This is a genomic window from Morganella sp. B601 (genome assembly GCF_051172335.1).
Taxonomy (GTDB): domain Bacteria; phylum Pseudomonadota; class Gammaproteobacteria; order Enterobacterales; family Enterobacteriaceae; genus Morganella; species Morganella morganii.
The window spans coordinates 549,097-568,265 of sequence record NZ_JBPIZE010000002.1 but is presented as its reverse complement, the minus strand read 5'-3'; the positions used below and the strand labels follow the sequence as shown (position 1 = coordinate 568,265).

Here is a 19,169-nt window from a genome sequence, read left to right as displayed (position 1 = left end):
AAGAGGGAGCTTGCTCCCTCTTTTGCTATCCGGCAGAAAAAATCTGTGAAATGAATAATTTGTCATTGTATATCCGTATGTTTTTCGCGTAATATGACAAAATACATCCGGTTAACTGATAAATAGTTGAGAAAATGAATAATATCGTTTCTTTCCGCTTCTTTTTTTACTTTAGCGCCTGAACTCAGGGGGCTTTGCGCGTAAAAAAGAAACGAAAAGTAACGCCGTAAGCCTCCAGTTTGGAGGCTTTTTTGTTTCAGGGGCTTGCCGGAGCGGGTGAGATAATCACGTCCGGCAGCACCGTCGTCATAATTGAAGACCACAGGGTCAGAGGAATAGGAAAACATGCCACATCTCGCTGAACTGGTTGCTCAGGCAAAAGCAGCCGTCGAAGAGGCAAAGGATGTTGCAGCGCTGGAATCGGTACGTGTTGAATACCTGGGTAAGAAAGGGCATTTAACCTTACAGATGCAATCGCTGCGGGATCTGCCGCCGGAAGATCGTCCTGCTGCGGGTGCAGTGATTAACGAAGCCAAACAAGAAGTTCAGACCGCACTGAATGCCCGCAAAGATTCCCTGGAATCTGCGGCGCTGAATGCCCGTCTGGCTGAAGAGCGGATTGATGTCTCTCTGCCGGGACGCCGCATGGAAAATGGCGGTCTGCATCCGGTCACGCGTACGATTGAACGTATCGAAACCTTTTTCAGCGAACTGGGTTTTTCTGTTGAATCCGGCCCTGAAATCGAAGACGACTATCATAACTTTGACGCACTGAATATTCCGGCACACCATCCGGCACGTGCTGATCACGATACCTTCTGGTTTGACACCAAACGTCTGCTGCGTACGCAGACCTCCGGCGTGCAGATCCGTACCATGAAAGATAAACAGCCGCCAATCCGCATTATTGCGCCGGGCCGTGTTTACCGTAATGACTACGATCAGACTCACACCCCGATGTTCCATCAGACAGAAGGTCTGATTGTGGATACTGATATCAGTTTCACTAATCTTAAAGGCACACTGCATGATTTCCTGAATCATTTCTTTGAAGAAGAAGTGCAGGTGCGTTTCCGTCCGTCCTACTTCCCGTTCACTGAACCGTCAGCGGAAGTGGATGTGATGGGTAAAAACGGCAAATGGCTGGAAGTGCTGGGCTGCGGGATGGTACATCCGAATGTGCTGCGCAATGTCGGTATTGACCCGGACATTTACTCCGGTTTCGCCTTTGGTATGGGGATGGAGCGCCTGACTATGCTGCGCTACGGCGTGAGCGATTTACGCGCATTCTTCGAAAATGACCTTCGTTTCCTCAAGCAATTCAAATAAGGCGGGATACTCTCATGAAATTCAGTGAACTCTGGTTACGCGAATGGGTAAACCCGGCTGTCAGCAGCGACGCGTTATCTGATCAGATTACCATGGCCGGCCTGGAAGTGGACGGCACAGAAGCCGTTGCCGGTCAGTTTAACGGTGTGGTTATCGGGGAAGTGGTTGAGTGCGGACAGCACCCGAACGCCGATAAACTGCGTGTGACAAAAGTGAATACCGGCGGTGACCGCCTGCTCGATATTGTTTGCGGCGCGCCAAACTGCCGTCAGGGGCTGCGTGTGGCTGTTGCGACAGTCGGTGCGGTCTTACCGGGCGATTTTAAAATCAAAGCTGCCAAACTGCGCGGCGAGCCGTCAGAAGGTATGCTCTGCTCATTCTCTGAGCTGGGTATCAGCGCTGACCACAGCGGTATTATTGAATTACCGGCAGATGCGCCAATCGGTACCGATCTGCGCGACTATATGAAGCTGGATGATACCGCGATTGAAATCAGCATCACACCAAACCGTGCGGACTGCCTGAGCATCCGTGGTGTGGCCCGTGATGTGGCGGTTCTCAATAAGATGGATTATCAGGCTCCGGATATGTCCCCGGTCGCCGCTGTCCATCAGGACACGTTCCCTATCCGTGTTGATGCGCCGCAGGCGTGTCCGCGTTTTACCGGACGTGTGATTAAAAACGTCGATGTGACAGCAAAAACTCCGCTGTGGATGGTGGAAAAACTGCGCCGCGGCGGCATCCGTTCTATCGATCCGGTCGTGGATATCACCAACTACGTTCTGCTGGAGCTGGGTCAGCCGCAGCATGCTTATGATCTGGATACCCTTGAGGGTGAACTGATTGTCCGCATGGCAGAGCAGGGTGAGAAACTGACGCTGCTGGACGGCAACGAAGTCACACTGACAGATAACATTCTGGTGATTGCAGATCGCCGTGGTGCGCTGGGTATGGCCGGTATTTTCGGCGGCGAGCACTCTGGTGTGTCTGACACCACTAAAAATATCCTGCTGGAAACCGCATTCTTTAACCCGCTGGCTATCACCGGCCGTGCACGTCAGTATGGTCTGCATACCGATGCTTCACACCGTTTTGAGCGCGGCGTGGACCCGCAGTTACAGCGTATCGCGGCTGAGCGTACCACCCGTCTGATTCTGGATATCTGCGGCGGTGAGCCGGGCGAAATCATTGAAGTGGTTTCTGAGGCTGATTTACCGAAAACGGCAACGATCACACTGACCCGTAACAAGCTTGACCGTCTGATCGGCCATCATGTGGATGATGCGCAGGTAACGGATATTCTGACCCGCCTGGGTTGTGATGTGAAAATGTCTCAGGATCAGTGGCTGGTGACTGCGCCGTCATGGCGTTTCGACATGGAAATTGAGGAAGATCTGGTGGAAGAAGTGGCCCGTATTTACGGCTACAACAATATCCCGGATGTTCCGCTGCGCGCTGACCTGATTATGACCTCCCGCCACGAAGCACATCTGCCGCTTAAGCGTGTGAAAACACTGCTGGTTGACCGTGGTTTCCAGGAAGCGATTACCTACAGTTTTGTCGACCCGAAAATTCAGACCCTGCTGCACCCGGGTCAGGACGCGATTATTCTGCCGAACCCAATCTCTGCGGATATGTCAGCCATGCGTCTGTCATTGCTGACCGGCCTGTTAAGCACTGTTGTGTACAACCAGAACCGTCAGCAGAGCCGTGTCCGCCTGTTTGAATCCGGTCTGCGCTTTGTGCCGGATGCGGCCGCAGACCTCGGGATCCGTCAGGAAACCATGCTGGCAGGCGTTATCGCCGGTAACCGTAATGAAGAACACTGGTCATCGGAAAAACAGGTCGTTGATTTTTATGATTTAAAAGGTGATCTGGAAGCCATTTTGGAATTGACTGGCAAATTAGATCGTGTATCGTTTAAAGCAACGACAAATCCGGCCCTCCATCCGGGACAAGGTGCTGAGATTTATCTGGAAGATGAGCATATTGGTTATATCGGTGTGGTTCATCCGGAACTGGAGAAAAAACTGGATCTCAACGGCCGTACGGTTGTCTTTGAAATCCGCTGGGACGCACTGACAAACCGTATTATTCCTGAGGCTGAAGCAATTTCACGCTTCCCTGCGAACCGCCGGGATATCGCCATCGTTGTGCCGGAAAACGTCGCTGCACAAGACATTCTGAACGAATGTAAAAAAGTTGGCGTAAATCAGTTAGTTGGCATAAACTTATTTGACGTGTACTATGGTAAGGGTGTTGCTGAGGGTTATAAGAGTCTGGCGATCAGTCTGACCTTACAGGATACAGAGCGTACACTTGAAGAAGATGAAATTGCAGCAACCGTAAACAAATGCGTTGCCGCGTTGCAACAGCGATTTAAAGCATCCTTGAGGGACTAAACCTATGGCGCTTACTAAAGCTGAAATGTCAGAAAATCTGTCGGAAAAACTGGACCTGAGCAAACGCGATGCGAAGGACCTGGTTGAACTGTTTTTTGAAGAGGTACGCCGTTCTCTTGAGAATGGTGAGCAGGTAAAATTATCCGGTTTCGGAAACTTTGATCTGCGGGACAAGAATCAGCGTCCGGGCCGTAACCCTAAAACGGGTGAAGATATTCCTATCACAGCCCGTCGTGTTGTCACTTTCCGTCCGGGGCAGAAACTGAAAGCCAAGGTCGAAAAATCGACACCGAAAGAGTAAGACCTGAAACGACCTCTTATGAGGTCGTTTTCTTTTCTGTGGTTTGTCAGACATTAACATCACTCTGACTCAGGTATACTGCCTCCCGTCTTGAACAATGACAGGGATCTCATGCATATTCACAACCCCATCACGAAGCTGGTACAGACGCGGAAAAAGCGGGATGTACAGCGCATAATTCTTCTTTCTGTTACCTTGCTGATAATGATCGCCGTTGCACTGTGCGCCGGTGAGATGTGGATTTTACCGGACCAGTGGCTATCTGAAACCGCGCAGTTATTTGTCTGGGATCTGCGTTTCCCGCGAGTGCTGGCGGTGATTGCCGTGGGGGCCGGGCTGGCAATGGCTGGCGCGGTGATGCAGGCTATTTTTGAAAACCCGCTGGCGGAACCGGGGTTACTCGGTGTGAGTAACGGTGCCGGGGTGTTTGTTGTCTTTATCGTCCTGTTTTTCAAAGGCATGCCGCCGCTGTGGGTGCTGGGGGGCGGGGCGGTGATCGGGGCGACACTGCTGACACTGATTTTACTCTGGTTTGCTCATTTCCGGCGGCTGAGTAACAGCCAGTTGCTTCTGGTCGGGGTGGCTCTCGGGGTTATCTGCGGCGCATTTATGACCTGGATGGTGTATTTCAGCACCAGTCTGGATTTACGTCAGCTGATGTACTGGATGATGGGAAGTTTTTCCGGGGCGGACTGGCGGCTCAGTCCGCTGCTGGCAGCGATAGCCGTAGTGGCTGTGTGGCTGCTGTGGCAGGCACCGGTGCTTAACTATCTTGCACTGGGCGAGGTTAATGCCCAGCAACTGGGGGTATCGGCACACCGCTGGCGCAATGTGTTTATTATTGCGGTCGGGTTGCTGATCGGCCTGAGTGTGGCGGTGGCCGGCGCTATCAGCTTTATCGGGCTGATTATCCCGCATATGCTGCGGCTGATGGGTATTACCGATCACCGGACATTATTACCTGCCTGTGCATTATTCGGCGCCGTCAGTCTGTTGCTGGCGGATTTATGCTCACGGCTGATTTTATCCAATGCCGAAATTCCGATCGGTGTGGTGACTGCAACCATCGGTGCACCGGCCTTTATTTATCTGCTGACCCGGCATCACGGAGGACGCCGCTGATGGACAATCTGTTACTTGATGTCAGCGGGATCCGCATCGGCCGCCGTCTCTCCTGTGATGCCCTGCAGTTTTTTGCCGGACAGCAAATCCATCTGCTGGGGCCGAACGGCTCCGGCAAGAGTACACTGCTGGCGGCACTGGCGGATGCTGTGCGTTATGAGGGGCAAATCCGCTATCGCGGCACGGATTTAAAATCGATCCCCAAACGGCAGCAGGCGCAGTTCCGTGCGTATCTGACCCAAACCACCGACTGTGTCCCGGTGATGACGGTGTTTCAGTATCTGCAACTCTATATGCCGGCGGTGCAGGAGAATACACAGCTTATTTATCAGCTGTGCGGCGATTTTCAGCTGGAGCTGTTACTGCCGCGTATGCTGATGCAATTATCCGGCGGCGAATGGCAGCGGGTGAAAATAGCGGCTATATTTCTGCAATTATGGACAACGGACGACTTGTCCGGGAAATACTTATTACTGGATGAGCCGCGTAACCACCTGGATATTACCCAGCAGGCGATGCTGGATAAATGGATAGCCCGGTTTTGTGAGCAGCAGGGGACGATTATTACCAGCGGTCATGATTTAAACCACAGTTATCTGCATGCCGATGCGGTGGTGTTACTTAAAGATGGTCAGTTACTTGCGGCCGGTGAAACTCAGATAATTATGACTGAAGATATTTTGAGCGAACTTTTTCAGTCTGAAATAAAAAGTATCAGACCAACGCAAGAAACACAGTGGCAAATAACAGATTGGCATCAACAACAGCGCTGATTTTTGTTATGCTGTCACATATATTTGTTGTTATGTAGTCGCCGTAAAGATTAAGAATTGTTTAAACGAAGCCCTGGTGTTGAGCGTCAATTGAATCAATTCAGGATATAATCATCACTTCCGATTCTTATTAGGTTGTATTTATGCTTGAGTTTCTTCCGTTTTCCCGGCCTGCTATCGGGGAGTCAGAAATCGCGGCTGTTGAAAAAGTACTGCGTTCCGGCTGGATCACCACCGGCCCGCAAAATCAGCAGCTGGAGGCGGATTTCTGTCAGCGTTTCGGCTGTAAACATGCCATTGCTCTGGCATCAGCAACTGCCGGTATGCATGTTGCGCTGATGGCTCTGGGTGTCGGCCCCGGAGATGAAGTGATCACGCCTTCACAGACCTGGGTTTCCACCATCAATATGATCGAACTGCTTGGCGCAGTGCCGGTGATGATTGATGTTGACCGCGATACACTGATGATTCAGCCGGATGCTGTCCGTGCAGCCATTACCCCGAAGACCAAAGTCATCATCCCGGTTCATTATGCCGGAGCGCCCTGTGATTTGGTTGCTTTACGTGCTATTGCACAGGAACACAATATTTTCCTGCTGGAAGATGCCGCGCATGCCGTCGGTACCCGTTACGGGGATGAATGGATCGGCGAAAAAGGCACCGCTATTTTCTCTTTCCACGCGATTAAAAACGTCACCTGCGCGGAAGGCGGATTAATTACTACAGATAACGATGAACTTGCACAGCGTATCCGCTGTCTTAAGTTCCACGGGCTGGGTGTGGATGCGTTTGACCGTCAGATGCAGGGCCGTAAACCGCAGGCGGAAGTGGTCGAACCGGGGTTCAAATATAACCTGTCAGATATCCACGCCGCGATTGCGGTGGTGCAACTGAGCCGGATGGACGAACTGAACGCACGCCGCGCACACCTGGCACAGCTTTACCGTGAAGCCCTGGACGGGCTGCCGGTTAAATTGTTATCCGTGCCGGATTACCCGCATCTGCATGCCAATCATCTGCTGATGATCCGTGTGGATAAAGCGATCTGCGGCATCGATCGCGATGCCTTTATGGAGCAGTTAAAAGCGGTCAATATCGGGACAGGTCTGCATTTCCGTGCAGCGCATACCCAGAAATATTACCGGGAACGGTACCCGTCATTATCACTGCCGAATTCGGAGTGGAACACCGCGACATTATGTTCGCTGCCGTTCTTCCCGGATATGAAAGACAGTGATGTGACCCGTGTGACAGACGCAATCAGAGCTATTCTTGCGGAGCAGAAATAAGTGTCATTTAACGAAATTAAGAAAGTCTCAGTGGTAATTCCGGTTTACAACGAGGAAGAGAGTCTCCCTCAGTTGCTGGAACGTACAATCAAAGCCTGTCAGTCGCTGAAGCAGGCGTATGAAATTGTGCTGGTGGATGACGGCAGCCGTGACCGCTCAGCGGAAATGCTGACGCAGGCAGCAGAGATCCCTGAAAACCATGTGGTTGCTGTCCTGCTGAACCGTAACTACGGCCAGCATTCCGCAATTATGGCGGGTTTCAGACAGGCCGGTGGTGATCTGGTGATCACCATGGATGCGGATTTACAGAACCCGCCTGAAGAGATCCCGCGTCTGGTTGAGAAAGCAGAAGAGGGTTATGACGTGGTCGGCACACGCCGCGCAAACCGTCAGGATTCCTGGTTCCGCAAAACCGCCTCAAAAATGATCAACAAAATGATCATCGCCGCAACCGGCAGCGCTATGGGTGACTACGGCTGTATGCTGCGTGCGTACCGCCGTCATATCATAGATGCGATGTTACAGTGCCATGAGCGCAGCACCTTTATTCCGATTCTGGCAAATACCTTTGCCCGTAAAACGATTGAAATTGATGTTAAACACGCAGAACGTGAGTTCGGGGACTCAAAATACAGTTTCCTCAAACTGATCAATCTGATGTATGACCTGCTGACCTGCCTGACCACAGCGCCGCTGCGCCTGTTAAGCATTGTCGGCAGTATCATTGCCGCGTCCGGTTTCCTGCTGGCGCTGTTACTGATTATCCTGCGCGTGGCTTTCGGCGCGCTGTGGGCGGCAGAGGGAGTGTTTACCCTGTTCGCCATCTTATTTATGTTTATCGGCGCACAATTCGTGGCAATGGGTCTGCTCGGGGAATATATCGGGCGGATTTATAACGATGTTCGTGCACGTCCCCGGTATTTTATTCAAAAAGTGGTCGGCGCTCAGGCGAAAGAGACCAGTGAAACTGAAACTCAGGAAAAAAACTAATGAAAGCAATCGTATTTGCCTACCATGATATTGGTTGTGTCGGATTGAAGGCCCTGAAAAAAGCGGGCTTTGATATTCAGGCCGTCTTTACCCATACGGACGACCCGGGTGAAAACCATTTCTTCTCATCGGTGGCCCGCGTCAGTGCGGACATGGAATTGCCGGTTTATGCCCCTGAAAACGTTAACCATCCTCTGTGGGTGGATCGCATCCGTGAACTGAAACCGGATGTTATTTTCTCTTTCTACTACCGCGATATGCTGAGCGAAGAGATTCTGGCGCTGGCACCGAAAGGCGCATTCAACCTGCACGGTTCTCTGCTGCCGAAATACCGCGGCCGCGCACCAATCAACTGGGCCGTGCTGAACGGTGAAACCGAAACCGGTGTTACCCTGCACAAAATGGTTGCCAAAGCTGATGCCGGCGATATCGTCGCGCAGGAAAAAGTGACTATCGGGGGTGACGATACTTCCCTGATTGTTCACGGTAAAGTTCGTGAAGCCGCAGAAACACTGCTGAACAAAACTTTACCGCTGATTGAGGCCGGTACTTATAAAACCACCGCTCAGGATGAATCTCAGGCAACTTACTTCGGCCGCCGTTGTGCGGAAGATGGTCTGATCGACTGGAATCAGCCTGCTGCACAGATCCACAACCTGGTCCGCGCGGTGACAGAACCGTATCCGGGCGCATTCACCTTCCTGGGTGAGCGCAAAATGATTATCTGGCGCAGCCGCGTGCTGGCCGATAACAAAGGCAAACGTCCGGGAACTGTTATTTCAGCTGAACCGCTGGTGATTGCCTGCGGAAACGGCGCGCTGGAAGTGATCAGCGGCCAGGGTGAATCCGGCCTGTATGTGCAGGGCGCCCGTCTGGCAGCAGAAATGGGTATCGTGACTGATGTCCGCGTCGGCCCGAAAGCCACTGCGCAGGTTGCCCGCCGCAAGCGTGTGCTGATCCTGGGTGTGAACGGTTTTATCGGTAACCACCTGACAGAGCGTCTGCTGGAAGACGGCAACTACGATATCTATGGTATGGATATCAGCTCTTCCGCGATTGACCGTTTCATCGGTGATGAGCGTTTCCACTTTATCGAAGGGGATGTCAGTATTCACACCGAGTGGATTGAGTACCACATCAAAAAATGTGATGTCATTCTGCCGCTGGTGGCGATTGCCACACCAATCGAGTACACCCGTAACCCGCTGCGCGTGTTCGAGCTGGACTTCGAAGAAAACCTGAAAATCGTCCGTTACTGCGCGAAATACAACAAACGCATCATCTTCCCGTCTACCTCCGAAGTGTACGGCATGTGTGATGACAAAGAGTTTGACGAAGATAATTCACGCCTGATTGTCGGCCCAATCAACAAACAGCGCTGGATCTACTCCGTTTCCAAACAGCTGCTTGACCGGGTTATCTGGGCATACGGCGCGAAAGAGGGTCTGAAATTCACGCTGTTCCGTCCGTTCAACTGGATGGGACCGCGTCTGGACAGCCTGAACTCCGCGCGTATCGGCAGCTCCCGTGCTATCACTCAGCTGATCCTGAACCTGGTGGAAGGTTCGCCGATTAAACTGGTTGACGGTGGTGAGCAGAAACGCTGCTTTACTGATATTCACGACGGTATCGAAGCACTGTTCCGCATCATTGAAAACCGTGACGGCAAGTGTGACGGCCAGATCATCAACATCGGTAACCCGGTGAACGAAGCGAGTATCCGCGAACTGGCAGAAATGCTGCTCGACTGCTTCGAGAAACATCCGCTGCGTGATAACTTCCCGCCGTTTGCCGGCTTCCGTAAAATCGAAAGCAGCACTTACTACGGTAAAGGTTACCAGGATGTGGAACACCGTAAGCCAAGCATCAAAAATGCTGAACGTTTACTGGACTGGAAACCGACTATCGATACCCGCCAGACTGTGGAAGAAACTCTCGACTTCTTCCTGCGCGGTGCGGTTGAAGAGCTGAGGAACGACGAGTAATGAAAAATGTCGGCCTGCGGGTTGACGTGGATACTTACCGCGGCACACTGGAAGGTGTGCCGCAGTTACTGAAGGTATTTGCGCAGCACGATATTAAAGCCAGTTTTTTCTTCAGCGTCGGGCCGGACAATATGGGGCGTCACTTGTGGCGCCTTTTGCGTCCTAAGTTCCTGTGGAAAATGCTGCGCTCCAATGCGGCTTCATTATACGGCCTCGATATTCTGCTGGCTGGTACGGCGTGGCCGGGTAAGAAAATTGCCCGTGACCTGGGTTACCTGATGAAACAGACGCTGGATGCCGGTCATGAAGTCGGCCTGCATGCGTGGGATCACCAGGGCTGGCAGGCGAAAATCGGCCGCTGGACACCGGCACAAATCACAGAGCAGATTCGTCTGGGAACCGATGCCTTATCACAGGCTACCGGGCAGCCGGTGCAGTGCTCTGCGGTAGCGGGCTGGCGCGCGGATGAGCGGGTGATTGAAGCCAAACAGGCGTTTGATTTTGCCTACAACAGTGATTGCCGCGGAACGCATCCGTTTCGTCCGCTTCTTGCAGACGGGACTACCGGAACCGTGCAGATTCCTGTTACACTGCCGACCTATGATGAAGTGGTGGGGCCGCAGGTGGCTGATGCGGATTTCAACGACTTTATCCTCGATGCAATCAGACGGGATCAGGGCGTACCGGTCTATACTATCCACACAGAAGTGGAAGGCATGTCCAAAGCCGCACAGTTTGAGGCGTTGCTGGATCGGATTAAAAATGAGGATTTCCGCTTTTGTCCGCTCAGTGAACTGCTGCCGTCTGATTTATCAACATTACCGACAGGCAAAGTGGTCCGGGGTGATTTCCCCGGCCGGGAAGGGTGGCTGGGCTGCCAACAAGAGGGATAGCATTACATGCTGAATAACCGGGCGAGTAAAATCGGAGCCTTTCTGCTGGCTCTTTTTTTCGTGTTAACTTACCTTTTCCCGATCAATGATCGTCTGCTCTGGCATCCGGATGAAACCCGGTATGCGGAAATCAGCCGTGAAATGGTGACACAGGGCGACTGGGTCGTTCCCAAATTACTCGATCTGCGTTATTTTGAAAAACCGGTGGCTGGTTACTGGGTGAATAACGTCAGCCAGCTGGTCTTCGGTCATACCAATTTTGCTGTCCGTGCAGGCTCTGTCTTCAGCATCCTTATCAGTACTCTGCTGGTTTATTGGATGACTCTCCTGATGTGGCGCAACCGTCATACGGCATTTGTTGCGTCGCTGGTCTTTGTCTCCATGTTTCTGGTGTTCAGTGTCGGCACATACAGTGTGCTGGACCCGATGTTTGCTATGTGGGTGGTGGCCTCAATGGCCTTCAGCTTCAGGGCACTGAAAGCCGAAAATGTGAAAACCAGGATAACCTCCTGGTGCTTGCTGGGTCTGGCCTGCGGTATGGGCTTTATGACCAAAGGCTTCCTTGCGCTGGCGATCCCGGTGGTGGCAATGCTGCCGGTGATGCTGTACCAGCGGCGTTTCCCTGAGTTACTGAAATTCGGCCCGCTGGCGGTGATCTGCGCGGTGCTGATCAGCCTGCCGTGGGCGATAGCGGTTCATCAGCAGGAGCCGGATTACTGGCGCTATTTCATTGTGGTGGAGCATTTCCAGCGTTTCTCCGGGGAAGATGCCCAGCACGCCTCACCGGTCTGGTACTACATTCCGGTGATCCTGCTCGGTTGCCTGCCGTGGCTGGCGTTACTGCCCGGCGCATTGTTTAAAGGCTGGAAAGAGCGGCGCAATAATCCGCCGATGTTTTTCCTGTTCTGCTGGTTTGTTGCCCCGTTCCTGCTGTTCAGTATTGCCAAAGGTAAACTGCCGACCTATATGCTGCCGCTGATGGCACCGCTCGCGGTGATGATTGCCAAATATGGCGTTGATTGTGTGCGCAAGCACCGGATGAAAGCGCTGCAGGCGAACGGCATTCTCAACCTGACCTTTGGTGCGGTGGCTGTTGCCGGGCTGATCGTGGCCAGCTATCTGGTGAAAAAACCAATCTATCAGCCGGATGAATGGTCCAAAGTGGTACTGGGCATTGTCGCCTTTACTATCTGGGGCATCATCGGGTATCTCTGTTATCTGCTGAAAGCAAAACACTGGCTGTGGGCGGCTTCCTGCTCACTGGTGATCAGTCTGACATTTGGCAGTGCTGTGCCTGATCGTTCCGTGGATTCCAAACTGCCGCAGGCGTTTATCCGCCAGAATATGGCTGATCTGGAAAAAAGTCCGTTTATTGTCAGTAACAGTGTCGGCATCGGTGCCGGGCTGGCCTGGGAGCTGAAACGCAGTGATATTTATCTGCTGAATAATTCCGGTGAGCTGACTTACGGCCTGAAATATCCGGACAGTGAATACCGTCTGCTGAATGATGCGACTTTCGCAGACTGGCTGGCGGAAACCCGCAAAAAAGGGCAGGTCGCACTGCTGGTAACAGATAAAAATGACACCTACGATGCCAAACTGCCGCCGGCGGACAAACGGACCGAAAATAGCCGGATGACCCTCTATATCTATGATAAACAGCCATAAGGTGTGATGGTGTTCGGGCAAATTGTTTTACTGATTATTGTCAGTTTTCTTACCTGCGGCGGCCAGATCTGCCAGAAACAGGCGGTGGATGTCTGGCAGGCAGCGCAGGAAAATGCAAAACGCAGAGGCCTGTACTGGCTGGTGCTGGCGGTGTTTCTGCTCGGGCTGGGGATGCTGCTGTGGCTGAAACTCCTGCAGGTGATGCCGCTGAATATCGCCTATCCGATGCTGAGCATCAATTTTGTGGTGGTCACTCTGGTGGCGCAGTTTTTATACGGTGAGCGGGTGACCCGCAAGCACTGGTGCGGTGTGGCCGCAATTGTCACCGGCGTGATTCTGATGGGAGCGGGACACTGATGCGCGGATATCTCTGGGTGCTCGGCAGTGTGCTGTTTGTCACAGCCGCTCAGTTGCTGCTGAAATTGGGCGTGACACAATTACCCGATATTGCACTGAGTTCACAATGGCTGGATATCCGCTGGCTGTTGTCTCAGTGGCAGCCGTTCGCAGTCGTTTTTGCCGGATTGGCGGGGTATGTCCTGTCAATGGTGTGCTGGCTGCTCGCGCTGCGGGATTTGCCGCTCAATAAAGCTTATCCGCTTATCAGCCTGAGTTATGTGTTTGTCTATCTGCTGGCTGCCTTTCTGCCCTGGTTTAATGAAGGTGTGTCGCTGATAAAGAGCATCGGTATTATTTTTATTCTGTTTGGTGTGCGCCTGATTCACAGCAAAGAGAAGCCAGCCTCATAGTCACGGGGCGGTTTGCTGTTTTATTAAGCCGCCATTAACCGTTAAGCCTGAATTAATCCTCCCTTTTATTCTTTCTTGTATAACAAAAATATCCTGTTCTTCCGTGAATTATTCTGCAGGGCTCTGGTCTTAATGGAAGTAACAGAGATGGTTACCTTATTGTTATAAAATTGTATCCTTGTCCGGAGGTTATATTGGACGTTAACAGCCGTAAGTCCGCGTTTAATGTGGCGTATCCGTCTGCCGCAATGTGGACTGTGTTATTTCTGTTGTTTATTGCAGTGACCTATTTTATTCCTTTGGAATTTCGTGCGTTATGGCAGCCGGATGAAACCCGCTATGCGGAAATAAGCCGGGAAATGCTGGCTGACGGCAACTGGGTGGTGCCGCATCTGCTGGATATCCGCTATTTTGAAAAACCGGTGGCGGGTTACTGGGTAAATAACATCAGTCAGATGCTGTTCGGTCACACACAATTTGCCGTGCGTTTTGGTGTCCTGTTCTCGACGATGATCAGCACATTGCTGGTTTACCGGCTGGCAATGAAAATGTGGGATGAGAAAGTAATCGCCCGTACAGCGGCTTTCCTGTATGCCAGTATGTTACTGGTGCTTGCTCTCGGGACCTACAGTACGCTGGACCCGATTCTGACCATGTGGGTCACGCTGGTGATTTACCTCAGTTATGGCCTGACCACCGCGCAGTCACGCCGTGCACTGCTGGGCTACTGGATCACCTTCGGGCTGGCCTGTGGCATGGCACTGATGACAAAAGGCTTTCTGGCATTGGTGCTGCCTGTTATTGCACTGATCCCGGTGCATATTTTTTACCGCCGTTTTAAAACCATGCTCTGTTATTGCTGGGCGGGAATTGCGGCCGCCGGGCTTATCACACTGCCGTGGGCGCTGGCGATATATCACGCCGAACCTGATTTCTGGCGCTATTTTGTGATGGTTGAGCACATACAGCGCTTTATGAGTAAAGAGGCGCAAAACCTCTCGCCGTTCTGGTTCTTTATTCCGATCTTGTTTGCCGGTGTTTTACCCTGGAGTGGTTTTTTATTCGGCGCATTAAAACAGGGCTGGCAACAGCGCCGTGAAAATAAGCCGTTATTCTTCCTGTTGTGCTGGACAGTATTACCGTTCTTATTTTTCAGTATCGCCAAAGGAAAATTACTGACCTATATTCTGCCGGTTATCGCGCCACTGACACTCCTGATGGCGGCGTATATCCATACCCTGATAAAGAAACAAGCCGTATCAGTCTTTAAACTGAATGCGGTAACCAATATTATTTTCGGGAGTTGCGCAGTTGTTGCTCTGCTGGTGATAAATAACCTGGAAAATACCCTGGTATATTCTGCGGATGAGCGCGGGAAATTTATCGGCGCCATTGCAATTTTCCTGTTCTGGATTGCTGTTTCGGTGTTCACCCTGATAAAAGGATGTCGTTACTGGATGCTGGCAGCATTTTGTACCGTGGCGATCAGCTTATCGGTCAGCTCACTGCTGCCGAGCCGGACGGAACGGGCAAATTTACCGCAGATCTTTATTCAGAATAATATCGCGCTGCTGAAAGACGCCCGTTATATTCTGGTTAACAGTGTGGGTGTCGGCACGTCAGCGGCCTGGGAATTACAGCGCAGTGATATTTATATGTTTGACCGCCCTGGAGAGCTGAAATACGGACTGAGTGATATCTATCCGGATACCAGATCAAAATTTATTGCACATGATGATTTTGAATCCTGGCTGAAAAATGCCCGTAAAACCGGTAATGTTGCACTGATCCTGCGTGACCGTCACGGGGTGGATGAAAATGATGTTTCTCCGGCGGATGAATTTGTCACTGATGAAAACCTGACATTACTTTATTACCGGAAAATGCCTTAACACCCGGTAAAATACGGCAAATATTGACTTTCACCCGCAGATATTAATACAGTATTGCGGGTTGAAGGTCAGCCGTGCCGGGGATAATACAATGAAAATCATATTCCGTTCTCTGCTTTTTATCTGCGTATTAGCCGTTGTCGGCTGTTCATCAACGCCGCGTAAATATCATGCACCGCCGATCAAAACAGAATTATCGGACCCGATTATGGTGATTGCCCAGTTGCGGGAACAATTATCGCAATGGTACGGCACGCCATATCATTACGGCGGAATGGATTTAAACGGAATTGATTGTTCCGGTTTCGTCTACCGGACATTTAATGACCGCTTTGCTATTTCTCTGCCGCGCACCACCAAAGCTCAGACAACCTACGGCACCCGGATCGATGTTGAGGATTTACAACCCGGTGACCTGGTATTCTTTAAAACCGGCGGTGGCGAGAACGGGTTGCATGTCGGCATTTATGATTCTGACCGTGCCTTTATTCATGCCTCGACCAGCAAAGGTGTGATGCGTTCCAGCCTGGATAACGTTTACTGGAAAAAAGTCTTCTGGCAGGCGCGCAGACTTTAAAATCACCGGGATAAATATGCTATCTTATCGGCAGCCTATTTTTTCCGGGGGACAACATGTCGTCACTTCGTCTTTTTATTTCTGATTCCTTTGATCCGTGGTTTAACCTTGCCGTTGAAGAGTGTATTTTCCGGCAGATGCCTGCTGACCAGCGCGTGCTGTTTTTATGGCGCAATAATGACACCGTGGTTATCGGCCGGGCGCAAAACCCGTGGAAGGAATGTAATACCCGCAAAATGGAATCCGACCATATTAAATTAGCCCGGCGCAGCAGTGGCGGCGGGGCGGTATTCCACGACAAGGGAAATACGAATTTCACCTTTATGGCCGGGAAACCGGAATATGATAAAACGGTTTCCACCAATATTATTCTCAGCGGTTTATCCCGGCTCGGTATTTCGGTATCGGCATCCGGCCGTAATGATCTGGTGGTTAACTGCGAAGACGGTGAGCGGAAAATTTCCGGCTCGGCGTACCGGGAAACCAAAGATCGCGGCTTTCATCACGGCACGGTATTAATTAATGCGGATTTAAGCCGTCTGGCGGATTATCTCAATCCGGATCCGAAGAAATTGCAGGCCAAAGGGATCACTTCTGTCCGCTCGCGGGTGACCAATCTGACGGAAATTATTCCGGGGATTGACCATGAGCGGGTTTGCGAAGCGATTAAAACCGCGTTTTTCGACTATTACGGCGAGAAAGCGGAAGCGGAACTGATTTCACCGGATTCACTGCCCGATCTGCCGGGATTTGCTGAAACCTTTGCCAGACAAAGCAGCTGGGACTGGAATTTCGGCAATGCACCGGCCTTCAGCCATCTGCTGGATACCCGCTTTAAATGGGGGGGTATTGAGCTGCATTTTGATGTGGAGCGCGGGATTATCAGCCGGGCGCAGATTTTTACTGACAGTCTTGACCCGGCTCCGCTGGAGCAACTGGCACAACTACTGACCGGTCAGCGGTACAGCGCTGATGCTGTAACGGCGGTATTCACTGAGCTGATGGCCGGTTATCCGGACATGCACGATGAGCTGATCCAGTTGCGGGACTGGCTGATATCAGAGCTTCAGTAAAGCAGGTGGTTAATCTGTTCAGTGATTGCAGCAGAATAAAAAATATCCCCGTTTGGCCGGTTGCGGCAGACGGGGATATTTTTTCAGCCGTTTAGTGTGACCCGCACTCCATAAAACAGCGCGGTTCCGGCAGCTGGCCGTGGTCGCGGAATTTTGCCGGTGTGGTATTGAAATGTTTTTTAAAGATGCGGGTAAAGGTTGCCTGTGAGCTGAAGCCATACTGCAACGCGATATCCAGAATAGACATATCGTTATCGCGCAGAGATTTTGCTGCTTCCAGCAGGCGGCGCTTACGGACATACTCGCCTAATGTGCATCCCTTGATATCTTTGAAAATACGCTGGAGATGCCATTTTGAATAACCGCTCTTATCCGCAATAGTATCGATTTTGATCCCTTCATTGCGCTGTAACTGGGTTTCCAGCCATTTGATAATATCGTTCACTACACTTTCTGACATGTTCACCTCCCAAAATCGGGCTTACAATCTATAAATTCTAATAGTCACATATGTTATTAACCATATTTTATGAATTTTCCAAGAATTGTGTAGGCAAATCGTGCCTTTCATGATTGAGAATCATTATCAGACCAATAGATGAAACCAATTGTTTTATCACCAGCATATAGCACCATATGTCACCAATTATGATTTCAAAATCGATAGAATCTACCAACGATAAATATAATTCAGGATAGTTATGTCACAGCAATTTCGGTTTCTTTTTGGGGCAATGGGACGTTTTTTTATGCTGGCACTGATCATGGCTGCCAGTACAGGTCTGTTGTTTATTGATATTCTGGTTCTTAAGAATGATTTGGGTGAAGACTCGGTGACAGAAATTGTTGCTGAGGTGATGCTGCTGGCAGTGATTGTGTTGTTTTTCCGCAAAGGGCTGCAGGAGCCGGAGGACAGGGCGGGCTTTTTTCTGATTGCCGGATTTTTTGCCAGCATGCTGATCAGAGAATTGGATCAGATTTTTGACTATATTTCCCACGGGGCATGGTTCTGGTTTGCCGTTCCGGTCTCACTGATTGCGATTATCTATGCTTTTCTGCATCCGCGTACGGCGGTTAACGGGCTGTACCGTTTTGTCTCACATCCGGCATACGGCATGATGGTTACCGGTTTGCTTGTGGTGCTGGTTTTTTCCCGCCTGTTCGGTATGGGAATTTTATGGCGCGGAATGATGGGTGATGATTTTAACCGGCTGGCAAAAAACCTGGCGGAAGAAGGTTGTGAATTGCTCGGCTACACCTTATGTCTGCTTTCGGCAATCATGTTTTGCCGCAAACAACGGGTTACGGCAAAACCTGATCAACATTAAGGTGCAAGTAACACAGATGTATTGCCGGTAAGCGGATGGCGGAGTGTTATCAGGTCTGCCTGATAAGTTTCCGCGAGTACCATTTTTTGCAGCACCTCGCTTGGTGTTCCCTGACGGGTAATGCGCCCGTTATTCAGCATTATGACGTGATCAGCATATAAAGAGGCCAGATTCAGGTCATGCAGAATACAGAAGACCGCCAGGGAGGTCGTGCTTACCCGCTGTTTCAGCATCCGCATCAGGTGTTGCTGGTGGTGAAGATCCAGTGCGGCAGTCGGTTCATCCAGTAATAACAGACGGGGGAGTGGCAGCGGACAGCTTAGTTGCATCAGTGCGCGCGCCAGATGAACCCGCTGTTGTTCACCACCGGAAAGCTGATACCAGCGTTTCTCCAGCAGTGGTTCACAGGCTGTCAGGTGTATCACTTCATCAATAGTTACCTGGTGTGTGTATTCTCTGTGCAAATCCCCTAATGCAATAATATCTCTGACCCGGTAGGGGGCAGAGATAACACTTTGTTGTGTCATTACCGCCCTGATTTGTGCCAGTGCACCGGAAGACCAGGACGCCATTGGTTTTCCGCGAAGCATAATCTGTCCGCTGTCACAGGGATAATAGCCGCTGAGTAAACGAAGAAGGGTTGATTTACCAGCACCGTTCGGGCCGGTAACGGCAGTGATGGTTCCGCAGTGCAAAGCCAGGGAAATATCACTGACTACCGGCTGTCCGTGGCGGGAAAAACTGACATTCTCTGCAACCAGCACAGGTGGCGGATTATTGACGGTTATACGGGGCATA

19 protein-coding genes and 1 other annotated feature are annotated in these 19,169 nt (G+C 51.2%); of the genes, 16 read left to right on the top strand and 3 right to left on the bottom strand.

All coding sequences use genetic code 11. The features are described from left to right. Positions 1-62: 62 nt before the first annotated feature. Positions 63-347: a hypothetical protein gene (locus ACSBQN_RS07415; RefSeq protein WP_024473271.1), complete on the bottom strand. Its 285-nt coding sequence runs from the start codon at positions 345-347 to the stop codon at positions 63-65. Then, positions 131-256 (top strand) — a sequence feature (Phe leader region). Its footprint overlaps the gene before it by 126 nt. Between ACSBQN_RS07415 and pheS the strand changes: the two genes are divergently transcribed. From pheS to ACSBQN_RS07340, 15 genes are all read left to right on the top strand, one after another. Next, positions 346-1,329 (top strand): phenylalanine--tRNA ligase subunit alpha, encoded by a 984-nt coding sequence (pheS, locus tag ACSBQN_RS07410; RefSeq protein ID WP_354633273.1) that lies wholly within the window; start codon positions 346-348, stop codon positions 1,327-1,329. The genes ACSBQN_RS07415 and pheS overlap by 2 nt on opposite strands. A 14-nt stretch (positions 1,330-1,343) precedes the next feature. Then, positions 1,344-3,731, top strand: a complete 2,388-nt coding sequence (pheT, locus tag ACSBQN_RS07405; RefSeq protein ID WP_354633274.1) for a phenylalanine--tRNA ligase subunit beta — start codon at positions 1,344-1,346, stop codon at positions 3,729-3,731. 4 nt (positions 3,732-3,735) lie between these two features. Continuing rightward, a complete protein-coding gene (gene ihfA / locus ACSBQN_RS07400; protein WP_004235369.1) occupies positions 3,736-4,032 on the top strand; it encodes an integration host factor subunit alpha in 297 nt (98 codons plus the stop codon). 111 nt (positions 4,033-4,143) lie between these two features. Beyond that, on the top strand, positions 4,144-5,154 hold the full coding sequence (btuC, locus tag ACSBQN_RS07395) for a vitamin B12 ABC transporter permease BtuC (RefSeq protein ID WP_004239981.1): 1,011 nt from the start codon (positions 4,144-4,146) through the stop codon (positions 5,152-5,154). Next, positions 5,154-5,927, top strand: coding sequence for a vitamin B12 ABC transporter ATP-binding protein BtuD (locus tag ACSBQN_RS07390; RefSeq protein WP_354633276.1), 774 nt, complete (start codon positions 5,154-5,156; stop codon positions 5,925-5,927). The genes btuC and ACSBQN_RS07390 overlap by 1 nt, the downstream gene beginning before the upstream one ends. A 143-nt stretch (positions 5,928-6,070) precedes the next feature. After that, positions 6,071-7,216 (top strand): UDP-4-amino-4-deoxy-L-arabinose aminotransferase, encoded by a 1,146-nt coding sequence (gene arnB, locus ACSBQN_RS07385; protein ID WP_354633277.1) that lies wholly within the window; start codon positions 6,071-6,073, stop codon positions 7,214-7,216. Next, positions 7,217-8,206, top strand: a complete 990-nt coding sequence (gene arnC / locus ACSBQN_RS07380) for an undecaprenyl-phosphate 4-deoxy-4-formamido-L-arabinose transferase (RefSeq protein WP_004239985.1) — start codon at positions 7,217-7,219, stop codon at positions 8,204-8,206. Next, positions 8,206-10,191, top strand: coding sequence for a bifunctional UDP-4-amino-4-deoxy-L-arabinose formyltransferase/UDP-glucuronic acid oxidase ArnA (gene arnA / locus ACSBQN_RS07375; RefSeq protein WP_004239987.1), 1,986 nt, complete (start codon positions 8,206-8,208; stop codon positions 10,189-10,191). Before arnC ends, arnA begins: the two co-directional genes overlap by 1 nt. Further along, positions 10,191-11,084 carry a 4-deoxy-4-formamido-L-arabinose-phosphoundecaprenol deformylase gene (arnD, locus tag ACSBQN_RS07370; protein WP_024473265.1) on the top strand — a complete coding sequence of 298 codons (894 nt, stop codon included), beginning with the start codon at positions 10,191-10,193 and terminating at the stop codon, positions 11,082-11,084. The genes arnA and arnD overlap by 1 nt, the downstream gene beginning before the upstream one ends. Positions 11,085-11,090: 6 nt before the next feature. Next, complete coding sequence (gene arnT / locus ACSBQN_RS07365) at positions 11,091-12,752, top strand: lipid IV(A) 4-amino-4-deoxy-L-arabinosyltransferase (protein WP_024473264.1); 1,662 nt, start codon at positions 11,091-11,093, stop codon at positions 12,750-12,752. A gap of 6 nt (positions 12,753-12,758) precedes the next feature. Beyond that, positions 12,759-13,109 carry a 4-amino-4-deoxy-L-arabinose-phosphoundecaprenol flippase subunit ArnE gene (gene arnE / locus ACSBQN_RS07360; RefSeq protein ID WP_024473263.1) on the top strand — a complete coding sequence of 117 codons (351 nt, stop codon included), beginning with the start codon at positions 12,759-12,761 and terminating at the stop codon, positions 13,107-13,109. Next, complete coding sequence (gene arnF / locus ACSBQN_RS07355) at positions 13,106-13,501, top strand: 4-amino-4-deoxy-L-arabinose-phosphoundecaprenol flippase subunit ArnF (RefSeq protein WP_172973059.1); 396 nt, start codon at positions 13,106-13,108, stop codon at positions 13,499-13,501. The genes arnE and arnF overlap by 4 nt, the downstream gene beginning before the upstream one ends. Before the next feature lie 248 nt (positions 13,502-13,749). Further along, complete coding sequence (gene arnT / locus ACSBQN_RS07350) at positions 13,750-15,393, top strand: lipid IV(A) 4-amino-4-deoxy-L-arabinosyltransferase (RefSeq protein ID WP_419789160.1); 1,644 nt, start codon at positions 13,750-13,752, stop codon at positions 15,391-15,393. Positions 15,394-15,484: 91 nt separating this feature from the next. Next, positions 15,485-15,970: a C40 family peptidase gene (locus ACSBQN_RS07345; RefSeq protein ID WP_004235392.1), complete on the top strand. Its 486-nt coding sequence runs from the start codon at positions 15,485-15,487 to the stop codon at positions 15,968-15,970. Between the two features lie 56 nt (positions 15,971-16,026). After that, positions 16,027-17,043: a lipoate--protein ligase A gene (locus ACSBQN_RS07340; protein WP_186723829.1), complete on the top strand. Its 1,017-nt coding sequence runs from the start codon at positions 16,027-16,029 to the stop codon at positions 17,041-17,043. A 91-nt stretch (positions 17,044-17,134) separates the two neighbouring features. Here the strand turns inward: ACSBQN_RS07340 and ACSBQN_RS07335 are convergent, their stop codons facing one another. After that, positions 17,135-17,503: a helix-turn-helix domain-containing protein gene (locus ACSBQN_RS07335; RefSeq protein ID WP_004235398.1), complete on the bottom strand. Its 369-nt coding sequence runs from the start codon at positions 17,501-17,503 to the stop codon at positions 17,135-17,137. 241 nt (positions 17,504-17,744) lie between these two features. Here ACSBQN_RS07335 and ACSBQN_RS07330 point away from each other — a divergent pair, with 241 nt between their 5' ends. After that, a complete protein-coding gene (locus ACSBQN_RS07330; RefSeq protein WP_227989231.1) occupies positions 17,745-18,371 on the top strand; it encodes a hypothetical protein in 627 nt (208 codons plus the stop codon). On the opposite strand, the gene ACSBQN_RS07325 is transcribed toward ACSBQN_RS07330, so the two are convergent. Next, entirely contained in the window at positions 18,368-19,168 is an 801-nt protein-coding gene (locus ACSBQN_RS07325; protein ID WP_024473258.1) for a heme ABC transporter ATP-binding protein, read from the bottom strand. The genes ACSBQN_RS07330 and ACSBQN_RS07325 overlap by 4 nt on opposite strands. Position 19,169: the final 1 nt, after the last annotated feature.